This is a genomic window from Streptococcus oralis, from assembly GCF_023109195.1.
GTDB classification, from domain to species: Bacteria; Bacillota; Bacilli; order Lactobacillales; family Streptococcaceae; genus Streptococcus; species Streptococcus oralis_BV.
Map to the genome: position 1 here is coordinate 26,011 of NZ_JALDUB010000001.1, position 16,850 is coordinate 42,860.

The 16,850-nt window shown below is 44.4% G+C and carries 16 protein-coding genes and 2 other annotated features; of the genes, 14 read left to right on the forward strand and 2 right to left on the reverse strand.

The features are described from left to right. Positions 1–3: 3 nt before the first annotated feature. Complete coding sequence (locus tag M1F65_RS00170; protein WP_084881649.1) at positions 4–831, reverse strand: exodeoxyribonuclease III; 828 nt, start codon at positions 829–831, stop codon at positions 4–6. A 133-nt stretch (positions 832–964) separates the two neighbouring features. Here M1F65_RS00170 and M1F65_RS00175 point away from each other — a divergent pair, with 133 nt between their 5' ends. From M1F65_RS00175 to trpA, 14 genes are all read left to right on the forward strand, one after another. Beyond that, positions 965–1,420: a DUF3290 family protein gene (locus M1F65_RS00175; protein ID WP_000675332.1), complete on the forward strand. Its 456-nt coding sequence runs from the start codon at positions 965–967 to the stop codon at positions 1,418–1,420. After that, on the forward strand, positions 1,417–2,052 hold the full coding sequence (locus tag M1F65_RS00180) for a DUF421 domain-containing protein (protein WP_247925255.1): 636 nt from the start codon (positions 1,417–1,419) through the stop codon (positions 2,050–2,052). Before M1F65_RS00175 ends, M1F65_RS00180 begins: the two co-directional genes overlap by 4 nt. A gap of 54 nt (positions 2,053–2,106) precedes the next feature. Beyond that, complete coding sequence (locus M1F65_RS00185; RefSeq protein WP_247925256.1) at positions 2,107–3,852, forward strand: ABC transporter ATP-binding protein; 1,746 nt, start codon at positions 2,107–2,109, stop codon at positions 3,850–3,852. Continuing rightward, positions 3,842–5,584: an ABC transporter ATP-binding protein gene (locus tag M1F65_RS00190; RefSeq protein ID WP_247925257.1), complete on the forward strand. Its 1,743-nt coding sequence runs from the start codon at positions 3,842–3,844 to the stop codon at positions 5,582–5,584. The genes M1F65_RS00185 and M1F65_RS00190 overlap by 11 nt, the downstream gene beginning before the upstream one ends. Before the next feature lie 183 nt (positions 5,585–5,767). Continuing rightward, positions 5,768–6,460 (forward strand): sugar transferase, encoded by a 693-nt coding sequence (locus M1F65_RS00195; protein WP_000922220.1) that lies wholly within the window; start codon positions 5,768–5,770, stop codon positions 6,458–6,460. A gap of 42 nt (positions 6,461–6,502) precedes the next feature. Then, a complete protein-coding gene (locus M1F65_RS00200; protein ID WP_001134529.1) occupies positions 6,503–7,729 on the forward strand; it encodes a DegT/DnrJ/EryC1/StrS family aminotransferase in 1,227 nt (408 codons plus the stop codon). Positions 7,730–7,771: 42 nt separating this feature from the next. Then, positions 7,772–7,997, forward strand: a binding site (T-box leader). A 162-nt stretch (positions 7,998–8,159) separates the two neighbouring features. Next, positions 8,160–9,338 (forward strand): tryptophan synthase subunit beta, encoded by a 1,179-nt coding sequence (trpB, locus tag M1F65_RS00205; RefSeq protein WP_247925258.1) that lies wholly within the window; start codon positions 8,160–8,162, stop codon positions 9,336–9,338. Continuing rightward, positions 9,335–9,560: a binding site (T-box leader), on the forward strand. Its footprint overlaps the gene before it by 4 nt. A 377-nt stretch (positions 9,561–9,937) precedes the next feature. Continuing rightward, positions 9,938–11,299 carry an anthranilate synthase component I gene (gene trpE, locus M1F65_RS00210; RefSeq protein WP_007521086.1) on the forward strand — a complete coding sequence of 454 codons (1,362 nt, stop codon included), beginning with the start codon at positions 9,938–9,940 and terminating at the stop codon, positions 11,297–11,299. Continuing rightward, on the forward strand, positions 11,296–11,862 hold the full coding sequence (locus M1F65_RS00215; protein WP_247925259.1) for an aminodeoxychorismate/anthranilate synthase component II: 567 nt from the start codon (positions 11,296–11,298) through the stop codon (positions 11,860–11,862). Before trpE ends, M1F65_RS00215 begins: the two co-directional genes overlap by 4 nt. 10 nt (positions 11,863–11,872) lie before the next feature. After that, positions 11,873–12,877 (forward strand): anthranilate phosphoribosyltransferase, encoded by a 1,005-nt coding sequence (gene trpD, locus M1F65_RS00220; protein WP_000658674.1) that lies wholly within the window; start codon positions 11,873–11,875, stop codon positions 12,875–12,877. After that, positions 12,874–13,641, forward strand: a complete 768-nt coding sequence (gene trpC / locus M1F65_RS00225; protein ID WP_153198669.1) for an indole-3-glycerol phosphate synthase TrpC — start codon at positions 12,874–12,876, stop codon at positions 13,639–13,641. The genes trpD and trpC overlap by 4 nt, the downstream gene beginning before the upstream one ends. Further along, positions 13,628–14,227: a phosphoribosylanthranilate isomerase gene (locus M1F65_RS00230; RefSeq protein WP_247925260.1), complete on the forward strand. Its 600-nt coding sequence runs from the start codon at positions 13,628–13,630 to the stop codon at positions 14,225–14,227. The genes trpC and M1F65_RS00230 overlap by 14 nt, the downstream gene beginning before the upstream one ends. Then, positions 14,205–15,428 carry a tryptophan synthase subunit beta gene (gene trpB, locus M1F65_RS00235; protein ID WP_000331265.1) on the forward strand — a complete coding sequence of 408 codons (1,224 nt, stop codon included), beginning with the start codon at positions 14,205–14,207 and terminating at the stop codon, positions 15,426–15,428. The genes M1F65_RS00230 and trpB (M1F65_RS00235) overlap by 23 nt, the downstream gene beginning before the upstream one ends. After that, entirely contained in the window at positions 15,421–16,197 is a 777-nt protein-coding gene (gene trpA, locus M1F65_RS00240; protein ID WP_084944108.1) for a tryptophan synthase subunit alpha, read from the forward strand. Before trpB (M1F65_RS00235) ends, trpA begins: the two co-directional genes overlap by 8 nt. Here trpA and M1F65_RS00245 read toward each other — a convergent pair. Beyond that, complete coding sequence (locus M1F65_RS00245) at positions 16,169–16,828, reverse strand: prepilin peptidase (RefSeq protein WP_247925261.1); 660 nt, start codon at positions 16,826–16,828, stop codon at positions 16,169–16,171. The two genes, trpA and M1F65_RS00245, sit on opposite strands and share 29 nt — an antisense overlap. Positions 16,829–16,850: the final 22 nt, after the last annotated feature.

Genomic DNA, 16,850 nt, shown 5'->3' on the forward strand with positions numbered 1-16,850 from the left:
TCCTTAGAGCTCAATTTCCAATACAATCGGCGTATGGTCTTGACGCGCACCGGAGTCAATCATATCAGACTTGGTCACCTTGTCAGCCACGCGGTTGCTTGTCAGCCAGTAGTCGATTCTCCAGCCTGTATTGTTGATTTTAGAAGTCTTGCTGCGTTGTGCCCACCAAGTATAGCGTTCTGGAACATCGCCGTGAATGTGGCGGAAGGTATCCGTAAATCCAGTTGCCAAGAGGTTGGTAAATCCAGCACGCTCCTCGTCGGTAAATCCAGGTGAACGGCGGTTGCTAGCAGGATTTGCAAGGTCGATCTCATTGTGGGCCACATTGTAGTCACCGGTTGCAAGGACTGGTTTTTCTTTGTCTAGTTCAGCCAAGTATTGAGCATATTTGACATCCCAGACCTGACGTTCTTCCAAGCGTTTGAGACCGTCGCCAGCGTTTGGAGTGTAAACTTGGGTAACGAAAAATTCATCAAATTCTAGAGTGATGATACGACCTTCTAAGTCCATGGTAGAAGGGGCACCGATTTCTGGGAAAGTGACAGTAGGTGTAAGTTCTTTCTTATAAAGGAACATGGTTCCAGCATAGCCTTTACGGGCAGGTTCTTGGGAAGAGCGCCACGTATTTTCGTAGCCTGGGAAGAGTTCTTCTAAAATTTCCAAGTGTTTCTTTGTAGGCCCCTTGGCAGAAAGCTTGGTTTCTTGGATAGCGATGATATCAGCATTTTCGGCGACCAAGGTTTGTAGGACTTCTTGGGACAATTTGGCACGAGCTGAGTCACTAGTTAGGGCTGCATTGAGGGAATCAATATTCCATGAGATGAGTTTCATAAAGTTACCTTTTTCATTCAGATTATAGATTTTATTATACCAAAAAAAGGTCTATTTCCCCAACGTATGGCTTGAAAAATCACTCTCTTTCGTTTATAATTAAGAATGATTTTATGAAAGGGAGTGAAAATAAATGAAATTTTACTCATATGACTATGTACTTAGCCAAATCAGTCAGCAAAATGGCATCATGATTGGCTTTGGAATTGTTCTCCTAGCTATCACAGGATTTTTTGCTTTTAAAGCCTATCGAGATAAAAAGGGGACTAAGTTTCGGGAATTGGTCATGATTTTGGCCTTGACCTTGGTGGCCATGCTTTTGGTGACAATCTCAAAATACCAGACCAATCAAGCCTCTAACAACCAATTTCAAACTTCACTTCATTTCATAGAGGTTGTTTCCAAAGACTTGGGGGTGGATAAATCAGAAGTTTACGTTAATACTTCAGCTGCCACTGATGGAGCGCTTGTCAAGGTAGGTCCAAATTTCTACCGCGCCATGAACGGGAGCCAACCAGACAAGTATCTTTTAGAGAAATTAGAATTGAATCAAACAGACGCTATTGAATTGGTGGAGGTAAACAAATGACACTCAACTATATGGAAATTTTAATCAAACTGGCCTTGGGTCTTTTCTCTCTTGTTTTTGTTATTAATGTGACAGGAAAGGGGAATCTAGCACCTAACTCTGCTACAGACCAAATTCAGAACTATGTTCTTGGTGGTATCATCGGTGGGGTAATTTACAATAGTTCAATCAGTATCCTGCAATACGCAGTGATTCTGATGATGTGGACGATTTTGGTTTTGACCCTCAAGTGGCTTAATAACAATGTTCGTTTTGTCAAACGCTTGATTGATGGTAAACCGACTCTGCTCATCAAAAATGGGCAGATTGACCCAGAAGCCTGTCGTTCAGTTGGTTTGTCTGCGGCAGAAGTTGCTCTCAAACTTCGTAGCCAAGGAATTTTCCAGATGAATCAAGTCAAATGCGCTGTGCAGGAGCAAAATGGCCAACTCATCGTGGTCCAAATGGGAGATGAAAATCCTAAGTATCCAGTTGTGACTGACGGTGTGATACAAGTCGATGTTTTGGAGTCGATTGGTCGTAGCGAAGAGTGGCTGCTTGATAACCTCAACAAGCAAGGACATGACAATGTAGCTAATATCTTTATCGCTGAGTATGACAAGGGTGCCGTTACAGTCGTAACCTATGAATAAGAAAAACCTGGGGTCTTGGCCTCAGGTTTCTATTTGCAATCAGAAAGGGATTTTATGTCCATTATTCAAAAACTTTGGTGGTTTTTCAAGTTAGAAAAACGCCGTTATCTAGTCGGAATCGTGGCCCTGGTCTTGGTTTCCGTCCTTAACCTCATTCCCCCAATGGTTATGGGGCGGGTCATTGATGCCATTACATCGGGGCAATTAACCCAGCAGGACTTGCTTTTGAACCTCCTTTATCTGCTTCTTGCAGCTTTGGGTATGTACTATCTACGCTATGTTTGGCGCATGTATATCCTTGGGACTTCCTATCGTCTGGGGCAGATTATGCGGTCTCGCTTGTTTGAGCATTTCACAAAAATGTCTCCAGCTTTTTATCAAACCTATCGGACGGGAGACCTGATGGCACACGCTACCAATGATATAAATGCCTTGACTCGTCTGGCAGGTGGCGGAGTCATGTCTGCTGTGGATGCCTCTATCACGGCGCTGGTGACCTTGTTGACCATGCTCTTTAGCATTTCTTGGCAGATGACGCTAGTTGCCATTCTTCCCCTGCCTTTCATGGCTTATGCGACCAGTCGTCTAGGGAGAAAGACCCACAAGGCCTTTGGCGAGTCACAGGCAGCCTTTTCTGAACTCAATAATAAGGTACAGGAGTCTGTATCAGGTATCAAAGTAACCAAGTCTTTCGGTTATCAGACGGATGAGCTGGAGTCCTTTCAGGAAGTCAATGAATTAACCTTCCAAAAGAACCTGCAAACCATGAAATACGATAGTCTCTTTGATCCCATGGTTCTCTTGTTTGTTGGTTCCTCCTATGTCTTAACCCTTTTGGTCGGCTCTTTGATGGTTCAGGAGGGGCAAATCACAGTTGGAAATCTGGTCACCTTCATCAGCTACTTGGATATGTTGGTCTGGCCTCTTATGGCTATTGGTTTCCTCTTTAATATTACTCAGCGAGGAAAGGTTTCTTACCAGCGGATTGAGGAACTTTTGTCTCAGGAATCACCTGTACAAGATCCTGAGTTTCCTCTGGACGGTATTGAAAATGGACGTTTGGAGTACGCCATTGACAGCTTTGCCTTTGAAAATGAGGAGACACTGACGGATATTCACTTTAGTTTAGAAAAAGGGCAAACTCTGGGCTTGGTCGGTCAGACAGGCTCTGGGAAAACGTCCTTGATTAAACTTCTCTTGCGAGAATACGATGTGGATAAGGGAGCTATTTACCTAAACGGTCACGATATTCGGGACTATCGTCTGACAGACCTTCGTGGTCTCATGGGCTATGTTCCTCAGGACCAGTTCCTCTTTGCGACTTCTATCTTAGACAATATCCGCTTTGGCAATTCTAATTTGCCCCTTTCAGCAGTTGAGGAAGCGACTAAACTAGCTCAAGTTTACCAAGATATTGTGGACATGCCTCAGGGATTTGATACAGTTATCGGTGAAAAAGGGGTCAGTCTTTCTGGTGGTCAAAAGCAGCGTCTGGCTATGAGTCGGGCTATGATTTTAGACCCTGATATCTTGATTTTAGATGATTCCTTGTCCGCCGTGGATGCCAAGACAGAGTATGCGATTATTGACAATCTTAAGGAAACACGTAAGAACAAGACAACCATCATCACGGCTCATCGCCTCAGTGCAGTTGTCCATGCAGATCTAATCTTGGTTCTGCAAAATGGTCAAATTATCGAACGGGGCACGCACGATGACTTGCTGGCCCTGGATGGCTGGTATGCCCAAACCTACCAGTCTCAGCAGTTGGAAATGAAAGGAGAAGAAGATGCAGAATAAGCAAGAACAATGGGCTGTATTGAAGCGCTTGCTGTCCTATCTCAAGCCTTATGGTCTTCTGACCTTTTTGGCCCTGACTTTTCTCCTAGCGACTACGGTCATTAAAAGCGTGATTCCTCTTGTGGCTTCCCACTTTATCGATCAGTATCTCAGCAATCTTAACCAAATCGCTGTTACCGTTTTGCTAGTCTACTATGGTCTTTATATCCTGCAAACTCTAGTTCAGTATATCGGTAATCTTCTCTTTGCACGGGTGTCCTACAGTATTGTCAGAGATATTCGTCGGGATGCCTTTGCCAATATGGAGAAACTGGGTATGTCTTATTTTGACAAGACGCCAGCAGGTTCCATCGTCTCTCGTTTGACAAATGATACCGAGACCATCAGTGATATGTTTTCGGGGATTTTATCCAGCTTTATTTCAGCAGTTTTCATCTTTCTGACAACTCTGTATACCATGTTGGTACTGGATTTTCGTTTGACAGCTTTAGTCTTGCTCTTTCTTCCCTTGATTTTCCTGTTGGTCAATCTCTACCGGAAAAAGTCAGTGAAAATCATCGAGAAAACCAGAAGTCTCTTGTCAGATATCAATAGTAAGCTGGCAGAGAATATCGAGGGAATCAGGATTATCCAGGCCTTTAATCAAGAGAAGCGCCTGCAGGCAGAATTTGATGAAATCAACCAAGAACACTTGGTCTATGCCAACCGTTCTGTAGCCTTGGATGCCCTCTTCTTGCGCCCTGCCATGAGTTTGCTGAAACTCCTAGGCTACGCCGTTTTGATGGCCTACTTTGGTTACCGTGGTCTTTCTATTGGGATAACAGCTGGAACCATGTATGCCTTTATCCAGTATATCAACCGCCTTTTTGATCCCTTGATTGAGGTGACGCAAAACTTTTCAACCCTTCAAACGTCCATGGTATCTGCAGGTCGTGTCTTTGCCTTGATTGACGAAACGACCTATGAGCCTCTTCAAAAAGATGGGCAAGCTAAAGTCAATGAAGGCAATATCCGTTTTGAACATGTGTGTTTCTCATATGATGGCAAACATCCGATTCTGGATGATATTTCCTTTTCAGTTAACAAGGGCGAAACCATTGCCTTTGTAGGTCATACAGGTTCGGGGAAATCTTCCATTATCAATGTCCTCATGCGTTTTTATGAATTTCAGTCAGGTCGAGTTCTCTTGGATGATGTGGATATCAGGAACTACAGTCAGGAAGAGTTGAGAAAAAACATCGGTTTGGTCTTACAGGATCCCTTCCTCTATCACGGGACTATCAAGTCCAATATTGCCATGTACCAAGATCTTAGTGATGATCAGGTCCAGGCTGCAGCTGCCTTTGTCGATGCAGATTCCTTTATTCAGGACCTTCCGCAGGGTTATGATGCACCTGTTTCTGAGCGTGGTTCGAGCTTTTCTACTGGCCAACGCCAGCTTCTTGCCTTTGCTAGAACTGTCGCCAGTCAGCCTAAAATCCTGATTTTGGATGAAGCGACAGCCAATATTGACTCTGAAACAGAAAGTTTGGTTCAAGATTCCCTAGCTAAGATGAGACAGGGTCGGACGACCATTGCTATTGCTCATCGCCTTTCGACCATCCAAGACGCCAACTGCATCTACGTCTTGGACAAGGGGCGTATCATCGAGAGTGGAACCCATGAGGAACTCTTGGCCTTGGGAGGAACCTATCACAAAATGTATAGCTTGCAGGCAGGGGCCATGTCCTAATACTCTTTGAAAATCTCTTCAAACCATGTCAGCTTTATCTGCAACCTCAAAGCTGTACTTTGATTTTCATTGAGCACCAGAAGGAAATTCTTCAAATCACAGATTTCTTGCACCGCCTTTTCCATTTTGTGGTATAATGAAAAATGTTGACAAATAGTATAATAAAAACAAAGGAGAAACAGCATGCTGAAATGGGAAGACTTGCCCGTGGAAATGCAATCAAGCGAGGTTGAGTCTTACTACCAGCTTGTCTCTAAAAGGAAGGGTTCGCTGATTTTCAAGCGTTGCCTGGATTGGGTTCTGGCCTTGTTTTTGCTACTTTTGACTTCTCCCATCTTTCTTGTCTTGAGCATTTGGATTAAGTTGGATAGCAAGGGACCTGTCATTTACAAGCAAGAGCGCGTGACCCAGTACAACCGTCCGTTCAAGATTTGGAAGTTCCGTACTATGGTAACGGATGCGGATAAAAAAGGAAGTCTGGTGACTTCTGCTAACGATAGCCGTATTACCAAAGTGGGGAATTTCATTCGCCGTGTGCGTTTGGACGAACTGCCTCAGCTGGTCAATGTCCTTAAGGGCGAAATGTCCTTTGTAGGCACACGACCTGAGGTGCCACGTTACACCGAGCAGTATAGCCCTGAAATGATGGCGACCTTGCTCTTGCCAGCAGGAATCACCTCTCCAGCCAGCATCAACTACAAGGATGAGGATACGATCATCAGTCAAATGACGGAGAAAGGTCTGTCAGTTGACCAGGCCTATGTCGAACATGTCCTTCCTGAGAAGATGCGCTATAACCTCGCCTATCTCCGAGAGTTTAGTTTCCTTGGAGACATCAAAATCATGTTTCAAACCGTGTTTGAAGTGCTAAAATAAAGTAGTCATGAGAAAATGAGTACAGATAAAAGGAGCAAATCAATGCCAAATTACAATATTCCATTTTCACCACCCGATATTACCGAAGCTGAAATTGCTGAAGTAGCAGATACCCTGCGTTCTGGTTGGATCACAACAGGTCCGAAGACAAAAGAACTGGAGCGTCGCTTGTCTCAATACACACAGACACCTAAGACTGTCTGCCTCAACTCTGCGACTGCCGCCCTTGAGTTGATTTTGCGTGTTTTGGAAGTGGGACCTGGGGATGAAGTCATCGTTCCAGCTATGACTTATACAGCTTCATGTAGTGTTATCACACACGTAGGAGCGACACCTGTCATGGTGGATATTCAAGCAGATACGTTTGAGATGGACTATGACTTGCTTGAGCAAGCCATCACTGAAAAGACTAAGGTGATTATTCCGGTTGAGCTTGCAGGGATTGTTTGCGACTATGATCGTTTGCTCCAAGTGGTGGAGAAGAAACGGGACCTCTTTACAGCTGCTAGCAAGTGGCAAAAAGCCTTTAACCGTATCGTAATTGTCTCAGATAGTGCCCATGCTTTGGGATCTACTTATAAAGGACAACCAGCTGGATCTATCGCTGACTTTACTTCCTTCTCATTCCACGCCGTTAAGAACTTTACAACGGCTGAGGGAGGAAGTGCGACTTGGAAAGCCAATCCAGCGATTGATGACGAAGAGATGTACAAGGAGTTCCAAATCCTTTCCCTTCACGGTCAAACAAAGGATGCTCTTGCCAAGATGCAATTGGGTTCATGGGAGTACGATATCGTCACACCAGCCTACAAGTGCAATATGACCGATATCATGGCTTCGATTGGTTTGGTACAATTGGACCGTTACCCAGCTTTGCTAGAACGTCGTAAGGACATCGTGGACCGCTATGATCGTGGTTTTGCAGGTTCTCGCATCCGTCCATTGGCACACAAGACTGATAGTGTCGAATCTTCACGCCACCTCTACATCACCCATGTAGAAGGAGCAAGTTTAGAAGAACGCAACCACATCATCCAAGAATTGGCCAAAGCAGGAATTGCAAGTAATGTACACTATAAACCGCTTCCTCTCCTGACAGCCTATAAGAATCTTGGTTTCGATATGGCAGATTATCCAAGAGCCTATGCCTTCTTTGAAAATGAAATTACGCTTCCTCTTCATACAAAATTAAGCGATGAAGAAGTTGATTACATCGTTCAGACTTTGGTGAGAATTTCTGAAGAAATCCTCGGTTCTGGAAAAAAATAATAAAAAATCTTGACAAAAAGCGGACAATAGCATATAATATTCTCAACAAATCAGAAAAGTAACTATTTTTGATCTTCAGGGAGCCTGTGGTGATTGTGAACAGGTGGTTGGAAGTAGTGAAAGTGGGCTGATTTTAAAAATGAATTTGAAACAATGAAAATTCGGTGCGCACACCTTACAGTGCAACTTGTTGTTAGACAAGGCAGAGATGTAAAGGGGAATAGTCCCTTTATAATTGAGGTGGCACCGCGTTACCAACGCCCTCACATGGAAGTAGATTCTGTGTGTGGGCTTTTTTCTTTCGGTCATTTTGTTTATCTTTTATTAGGGCGTTAAGTCGCTTTGATGAACTTGAGTTCTATCTGCAGCTCCTTGCCTACTACTAAAAGCAAACAAAAAGCCGAATTAATATGGAAAGAGGAAAAATTTTATGACAACTAAAGGTTATTTTGGACAATTTGGTGGTAGTTTTGTACCGGAGCCGATTCAAGCTTTGTTGGATGAGTTGGAAGTGACATTTGACAAGTACAAGGATGATCCAGAGTTTTTGGCAGAATTTCGCCATTACTTGAAGGATTATTCTGGTCGCGAAACACCGCTTTATTTTGCGGAAAGTTTGACAGAGCACCTAGGTGGAGCTAAGATTTATCTCAAGCGCGAAGATCTTAACCACCTTGGTTCTCACAAGCTCAACAATGTTCTAGGTCAAATCCTTCTTGCCAAACGTATGGGCAAAAAACGAGTGATCGCAGAAACAGGAGCTGGTCAGCACGGTGTTGCGACAGCAGCTGCTGCAGCCAAGTTTGGTATGGCTTGTGATGTCTACATGGGTGCAGAAGATGTGGAGCGTCAACGACTCAATGTCTTCCGCATGGAGATGATGGGAGCGACTGTTCACGCAGTTGAAACGGGGACACGAACTCTTAAGGATGCGGTTGATGCAGCCTTTGGAGCATGGATGAATGACCTTGAAGCCTTCTACGTTTTGGGATCTGCTGTAGGACCTCATCCTTATCCTACCATTGTTCATGAATTCCAAAAGGTCATCAGTGAAGAATCTCGTCGTCAAATCTTAGAAAAAGAAGGCCGTTTACCAGACTACGTCATTGCCTGTGTAGGTGGTGGTTCCAATGCCATCGGAGCTTTTTCTCAGTATGTGGCTGATGAAGAAGTCAAATTGGTTGGGGTCGAAGCTGCCGGTCACGGACTTGACACAGACAAGCATGCAGCCACTATGACAAAAGGTAGTGTCGGAATTGTCGATGGTATGAAGACCTATGCAGTCTTTAAGGAAGACGGAGAGCTAGCGCCAGTTTACTCTATCTCAGCTGGTTTGGACTATCCAGGGGTTGGTCCAGAACACGCCTACTTCAAAGATTCTGGCCGCGTAGAATACGTAGCAGCAACAGATGAAGAAGCTGTTCAAGCCTTGCTCCTTCTCAGCAAGACTGAAGGGATTATCCCAGCAATCGAAAGTTCGCATGCCATCGCAGAAGCGGTTAAACGTGCACCGAAACTAAGTAAAGATGAGATTATCATCATCAATGTCTCTGGTCGTGGAGACAAGGACGTAGCTGCGATTGCAGACTACCTAGAAGATAAAAAATAAGAGATGGAAAAATTACAGTCCTTTCTCTCACAGAGAGCTTGTGGTTGCTGGAAACAAGCAGAGAAAGCTGTAAGGTTGGGTCCATCTGAAACGAGAGAAGAAAACATAATTCTCAAGGGAGTGCCCTTTATCGCACAGCCTGTTATAGGAAAGTTCTGAGACAGGAATGAGAGATAGGAGAAATCCTATAATTGAGGTGGCACCGCGAATTTCGTCCTCACGCAAGTTATTTTGCGTGGGGATTTTTATATATTTATCGTAGATATGGCTATCAGTTTTAAATTATGCTTTATCACTAAATAAATTTCTATAAAATATTTGCGAACGAAGTGAGCATTAAACCGCTATTTCCCGCCATAGTGGTATTCTAGAGAAGCATCTTTGCTTCTCTAGAACGGAATTTTTGAGAGTAAAATAGTTTGGGGAACTATTTTAGCCTGAGCCTAGAAATGAATGAGCGAGGAGCTCGAAAATTAGGTCTTTCATTTCATGGATTTCTAAAATCATCCACTGGATAATTTTACCTCCCGTCCGCACTATTTAAGGGAAATAGAAAAAAGACAAAAAATTAAAAATAAGAAACTGAAAGGGAAATTACAATGGAACGAATCATTCATGGAGATGTCTTATCACCAATCTTGGCTTATATGCGCCTAAAGGGGCAACACAAGGTGATCTTAGAAAGTATTCCGAGAGACAAGGAAACCGCTCGTTTTTCTATCCTAGCCTATAATCCTGTTTTTGAGATTCAGTTTGAAAATGGAGTCCTCTATCAAAATGGGCAAGTGATTGATCGGGATCCTTTGGATTTCCTTTATGATGTGACTCATAAGAGCCAGCACCATTCAGACCTCCCTTTTGGTGGGGGAGCTATTGGCTTTGTCGGTTACGATATGATTTCTCTTTATGAAGAAATTTGCCAAATCCCTGAGGATACCATTGGGACGCCAGACATGCATTTCTTTGTCTATGAGAGTTATATGGTCTTTGACCATAAGAAGGAAAAAATCCATGTCATTGAGGATGCTCTATATAGCGATCGCAGTCAAGAGGATTTGGAAAAAGCCTTGAACCAAGTGCTTGAGGAATTACGCATCCCTGCTTCAAATGAATTTGAAGATTTGGATTTATCACCGCTGGACTTCAAGCCCCACATCGCTTCTCAGAAGTTTGAGCAAATGGTGGAAACAGCTCGTGACTTGATTCGCAATGGAGACATGTTCCAATGCGTACTCAGTCAGCGCTTCTCAGCAGAGGTTACTGGTAATCCATTTGACTTTTACAGAAATCTTCGCGTGACCAATCCATCTAATTATCTCTATTTCTATGATTTTGGGGATTATCAAATCATCGGTGCCAGTCCAGAAAGTTTGGTTTCAGTTAAAAATGGCATCGTGACAACTAATCCGATTGCAGGTACGCGACCAAGAGGGGCTACGGATGAAGAGGACAAGGCCTTGGCGACAGACCTGCTTTCTGATGAGAAGGAAACAGCAGAACATCGAATGTTAGTAGACTTGGGGCGTAACGATATCGGTAGAATTGCTGAAACGGCAAGTGTCCAAGTCACCAAGTATATGGAAGTGGAGCTCTTCCGCTATGTCATGCATTTGACCAGCGTGGTCAAGGGACGTTTGCTTCCAGAACTCAATGCCATGGATGCCTTGAAAGCTACACTTCCAGCTGGAACAGTGTCAGGAGCTCCAAAGATTCGGGCCATGAGACGCATCTATGAACTGGAGACGGAAAAACGAGGCGTATACGCAGGAGCAATCGGCTACTTGTCTGCGACGGGTGATATGGATTTCGCCATTGCCATCCGAACTATGATTCTCAAAAATCAAACAGCCTATGTGCAGGCTGGGGCAGGGATTGTCTATGATTCTATCGCCCAAAACGAATACCAAGAAACCATTAACAAGGCTAAATCTATGACTAGAATTGGAGAACTAAGACCATGATTTTATTGATTGATAACTATGATTCTTTTACTTATAACTTGGCTCAATACATTGGGAATTTTGCAGAGGTGCAGGTTTTGAGAAATGATGATCCCAAGCTGTATGAAGAAGCTGAAAAAGCAGATGGTCTGGTTTTTTCTCCCGGTCCTGGTTGGCCAATTGATGCCGGAAAGATGGAAGACATGATTCGTGACTTTTCAGGCAAGAAGCCAATTCTAGGGATTTGTTTGGGTCATCAAGCCATCGCAGAAGTCTTTGGTGGGAAGCTAGGCTTGGCTCCAAAAGTTATGCATGGGAAACAGAGCCACATCAGCTTTGAAGCGCCATCTGTTCTCTATCAAGGCATCGAGGATGGTCGTCCAGTCATGCGTTATCACAGTATTTTGATTGAAGAAATGCCAGAAGGCTTTGAAGTTACAGCTCGTTCGACTGATGACCAAGCTATTATGGGAATTCAACACAAAAGCCTGCCGATTTATGGCTTCCAATACCATCCAGAAAGTATCGGAACGCCAGATGGCTTGTCTTCTATTCGGAATTTTATCGAGAAGGTTGTAAAGTGAGGAAACTAGGATGAAAGAGATTATTGAAAAATTAGCAAAATTTGAACATTTATCAGGTGTGGAAATGACGGATGTCATTGAGCGTATCGTAACTGGGCGTGTAACCGAAGCGCAGATTGCTTCTCTCCTCTTGGCCCTTAAGATGAAGGGGGAAACACCGGAAGAACGCACAGCCATTGCACAAGTCATGAGAGGGCATGCCCAACACATTCCAACTGAAATTCATGATGCTATGGACAACTGTGGTACAGGTGGGGACAAGTCCTTCAGCTTTAACATTTCGACAACTGCAGCCTTTGTCTTGGCTGGTGGCGGCATTCATATGGCTAAGCACGGTAACCGCTCGATTTCTTCTAAATCTGGTTCTGCAGATGTCCTTCAAGCCTTGGGTATCAATCTAGACCTCAAACCAGCTGAACTAGGTAAGGTCTTCGATAAAACTGGAATTGTATTTCTCTTTGCTAAAAATATGCACCCAGCTATGAAATACATCATGCCAGCTCGTTTGGAGTTGGGAATTCCAACAATTATGAACTTGACTGGTCCACTGATTCACCCAATGGCTTTGGAAACACAGCTTCTTGGTATTAGTCGTCCAGAACTTTTAGAAAGTACAGCTCAGGTTTTGAAAAATATGGGTCGTAAGCGTGCCATTGTGGTTGCTGGACCAGAAGGTCTTGATGAAGCTGGCTTGAACGGAACAACCAAGATTGCTCTTCTTGAAAATGGCGAAATCACCTTGTCAAGCTTCACTCCAGAGGATTTGGGGATGGAACGCTACGCTATTGAAGATATCCGTGGAGGCAATGCTCAGGAAAATGCAGAAATTTTGCTCAGCGTTCTGAAAAATGAACCAAGCCCATTCTTGGAAACGACAGTATTGAATGCTGGTCTTGGTTTCTATGCTAATGGTAAGGTAGATAGTATCAAGGAAGGAGTTGCCTTGGCTCGTCAAGTGATTGCTAGTGGCAAGGCCCTTGAAAAACTCAGACTGTTACAGGAGTATCAAAAATGAGTCAGGAATTTTTAGCACAAATCTTGGAGCAGAAGGCGCGTGAGGTCGAGCAAATGGAACTGGAGGAAATCCAGCCCTTGCGCCAGACCTATCGCTTAGCTGACTATTTAAAACAACATCAAGACCGTTTACAGGTAATCGCTGAGGTCAAGAAGGCTAGCCCTAGTTTGGGAGATATCAATCTCGATGTGGATATTGTACAACAGGCCCAGACTTATGAAGCGAACGGCGCAGTGATGATTTCGGTTTTGACAGATGAAGTTTTCTTTAAAGGGCATTTGGATTATCTACGAGAGATTTCTAGTCAGGTACAGATTCCGACACTCAACAAGGACTTTATCATCGATGAAAAGCAAATCATCCGAGCTCGGAATGCAGGGGCGACAGTCATCTTGCTCATCGTGGCAGCCTTGTCAGAAGAACGCCTCAAGGAACTGTATGACTACGCGACAGAGTTAGGTTTGGAAGTCTTGGTGGAGACTCACAATCTAGCTGAACTAGAAGTGGCCCACAGGCTTGGTGCTGAGATTATTGGGGTTAATAACCGCAACTTGACCACCTTTGAGGTCGACTTGCAGACCAGTGTGGACTTGGCTCAGCACTTTAAGAAAGGTCACTATTACATTTCTGAATCTGCTATTTTCACAGGGCAGGATGCGGAACGAGTAGCACCATACTTTAACGGAATCTTGGTGGGGACAGCTCTCATGCAGGCAGAAGATGTAGCCCAGAGAATCAAGGAGTTGCAAATTGACAAAGGTTAAGATTTGTGGATTGACGACCAAAGAAGCGGTAGAAACAGCCGTATCAGCAGGGGCAGACTATATTGGTTTTGTCTTTGCACCTAGTAAAAGACAGGTGACCTTGGAAAAGGCTACAGAGCTGGCAAAGCTCATTCCTGCAGGTGTAAAAAAGGTTGGCGTATTTGTTTCACCAAGTCGGGCAGAACTGCTAGAAGCGATTGAAAAAGTTGGTTTGGACTTGGTTCAAGTTCATGGTCAGGTAGCAGATGATTTGTTTGAGGATTTGCCTTGTGCCAGCATTCAGGCGGTGCAGGTGGATGGAGATGGTCATGTCCCCAATTCTCAGGCGGATTATCTCCTCTTTGATGCCCCTGTGGCTGGGAGTGGTAAGACCTTTGACTGGGGTCAACTGGATACGTCTGGACTAGCCCAGCCTTTCTTTATCGCTGGTGGGCTTAAGGAAGACAATGTAGCAAAAGCAATTCAACACTTTACTCCCTATGCAGTAGATGTATCGAGTGGAGTGGAGACAGATGGACAAAAAGATCATGAAAAGATTAGAAGATTTATAGAGAGTGTAAAGCATGGCATATCAAGAACCAAATAAAGATGGATTTTACGGAAAATTCGGCGGACGTTTCGTCCCAGAAACATTGATGACAGCAGTTTTGGAGTTGGAAAAAGCTTATCGTGAAAGTCAGGCAGACCCAAGCTTCCAAGAGGAATTGAACCAACTTTTGCGCCAGTACGTAGGACGTGAAACTCCCCTTTACTACGCAAAAAACTTGACCCAGCATATCGGCGGAGCCAAGATTTATCTCAAACGGGAAGACCTTAACCATACAGGTGCTCACAAGATTAACAATGCCTTGGGACAAGTTCTTCTGGCTAAACGCATGGGCAAAAAGAAAATTATCGCTGAAACAGGTGCTGGTCAGCACGGTGTGGCAACTGCAACAGCTGCGGCCCTCTTTAACATGGAATGTACCATCTACATGGGTGAGGAAGATGTTAAACGCCAAGCACTTAATGTGTTCCGTATGGAGCTTTTAGGAGCTAAGGTTGAGGCTGTGACAGATGGTTCGCGCGTGCTTAAGGATGCGGTCAATGCAGCCCTCCGTTCATGGGTGGCAAATATCGACGATACCCACTATATCCTTGGTTCTGCCTTGGGACCTCATCCTTTCCCAGAAATCGTTCGTGACTTCCAAAGTGTCATCGGTCGAGAAGCTAAACAACAGTACCGTGACTTGACAGGACAAGACTTACCAGATGCCCTAGTAGCCTGTGTTGGTGGTGGTTCTAATGCTATCGGTCTCTTCCATCCATTTGTAGAAGATGAGTCAGTAGCTATGTATGGGGCTGAAGCAGCAGGACTTGGTGTGGACACGGAGCACCACGCAGCGACCTTAACCAAGGGTCGTCCAGGTGTCCTCCATGGTTCCCTCATGGATGTGCTCCAAGATGCTCATGGTCAAATTCTTGAAGCCTTCTCTATCTCAGCAGGATTGGACTATCCTGGTATCGGTCCAGAACATTCTCACTACCACGATATCAAACGTGCCAGCTATGTTCCTGTGACAGACGAGGAAGCTTTGGAAGGATTCCAACTCTTGTCTCGTGTGGAAGGAATTATCCCAGCCTTGGAATCTAGCCATGCCATTGCCTTCGCAGTGAAATTGGCCAAAGAACTTGGACCAGACAAGTCGATGATTGTCTGCCTATCTGGACGTGGGGACAAGGATGTGGTTCAAGTCAAAGACCGCTTGGAAGCAGATGCAGCAAAGAAGGGAGAAGCCCATGCCTAAGACACTAACAGAAAAATTGAACGCTATCAAAGCAGCTGGAAAAGGAATTTTTGTTCCCTATATCATGGCTGGAGACCATGAGAAAGGTTTGGTTGGTCTCGCTGAAACAATCCACTTTTTAGAAGATTTGGGTGTTTCAGCTATTGAAGTGGGTATTCCCTTTTCAGACCCTGTTGCAGATGGACCTGTGATCGAAGAAGCAGGCTTACGTAGTCTAGCTCATGGGACTTCTACCCAGGCTTTGGTTGAAACCTTGAAAACCATTCAGACTGAGGTACCACTGGTCATCATGACCTACTTCAACCCCCTTTTTCAGTACGGTGTGGACAAATTTGTCAAAGATCTGGCAGATACTGCAGTTAAGGGCTTGATTATCCCAGACCTGCCTCATGAGCATGCCAACTTTGTAGAGCCATTTTTGGTAGACACAGATATCGCCTTGATTCCCCTAGTAAGTTTGACAACAGGGATTGAGCGTCAGAAAGAGTTGATCAAGGGAGTAGAAGGCTTCGTCTATGCCGTTGCTATCAATGGGGTGACAGGGAAATCAGGAAATTACCGCGCAGACTTGGACAAGCACTTGGCACAATTGCATCAAGTAGCTGACATCCCAGTCTTGACAGGTTTTGGCGTATCTAGTCAAGCAGATGTCGAACGCTTTAATGCGGTATCAGATGGTGTTATTGTCGGTTCGAAAATTGTAAAAGCTCTCCACCAAGGAGAGCCGATTGAGGACTTTATCAAACAAGCAGTAGCTTACCAAAAATAATCACACAAGTAGCAAGTAAGAGGAAAGGCACAAAAGGAAGTCTTTCCTTTTTCTTTTGTAGGAGAAAGGCTAGAATCCCTGTCGCAGAAGCAAACTGAATCAAGATGAGTAATTCGGTCGCGCTAAAGACGAGAGCACAAGAAGCCAGAAAGAGAAAATCCCCTGCGCCCATGCGAATGTCGATAAAATGAGCCATGATTCCGAGGACAAGAAAGAAGACCATAACCAGATTCCAGACAGAGCAGGCCATGAGGATTAGGTGGAAAGTCAGCCAAACTAGCAAGGGATATTCCTGATGGCGAAAATCATAGATTCCCAAGGTCAAGCCAGCAGTGATTAGGATGATTTGACCCAAGGAAAGCCATCCCCAAGAGTAAACAAGAAAGATAATCCCTAAGCCGAGTTCAAAGAGGGAATACCAAACAGGATAGCGAGCCTTGCAGTAGCGACAGCGAAAGCGATTAACCACCTGCGAGAGGATAGGAATCAAATCTAAGGGACGCAAGCGAGTCTGACAGGAATCGCAGTGGCTAGCTGGTCGAATAATGGATTGCTCAGGAAAACGGTCAATGACCAAACCTAAGAAAGAAGCGAGAATGCTCCCGACAAGAAAAAAATAAAGATCAATCATACTTATCTATTCGTAAAAAATA